Raw genomic sequence first — 506 nt, 5'->3', positions numbered from 1 at the left:
CAAAAGAAGTAGGTAGTTTAACCTTCGGGGGGACGCTTACCACTTTGTGGTTCATGACTGGGGTGAAGTCGTAACAAGGTAGCGCTAGGGGAACCTGGCGCTGGATCACCTCCTTAAACGATGATTATTCACGATGAGTGTCCACACAGATTGATACGGTTTATGTAAAAGAGACGATACTGGGTCTGTAGCTCAGGTGGTTAGAGCGTTCGCCTGATAAGCGAGAGGTCGGTGGTTCGAGTCCACTCAGACCCACCAATTCCTTTTAGGGAGTTGGCATACAGTATCGACACCTTGATGGGGCTATAGCTCAGCTGGGAGAGCGCCTGCCTTGCACGCAGGAGGTCTGCGGTTCGATCCCGCATAGCTCCACCATCTTTAAGCGCATTCGATGAGTGCTTTTAAAAATGGTTACTTCATTAGAAGTGATTAGCTCTTTAACAATTTGGAAAGCTGACAAAACAACAATTTATTGTTGTTTGTAAAGTTCTCAATGTTTGTCTTTA

General features: G+C 46.2%; 2 tRNA genes and 1 rRNA gene. All 3 read left to right on the top strand.

From position 1 onward, the window contains the following. Positions 1–116: ribosomal RNA gene (locus UF05_RS17325) — 16S ribosomal RNA — on the top strand; the annotation flags it as partial. A gap of 65 nt (positions 117–181) precedes the next feature. Continuing rightward, positions 182–258 (top strand) — tRNA-Ile (locus tag UF05_RS17320). Between the two features lie 41 nt (positions 259–299). After that, positions 300–375: transfer RNA gene (locus UF05_RS17315), tRNA-Ala, on the top strand. Positions 376–506: the final 131 nt, after the last annotated feature.

Origin of the sequence: Vibrio sp. S457-15, from assembly GCF_000960545.1 — a bacterium.
GTDB lineage: Bacteria > Pseudomonadota > Gammaproteobacteria > Enterobacterales > Vibrionaceae > Vibrio > Vibrio parahaemolyticus.
This window is presented reverse-complemented; position numbering and strand designations above follow the sequence as displayed.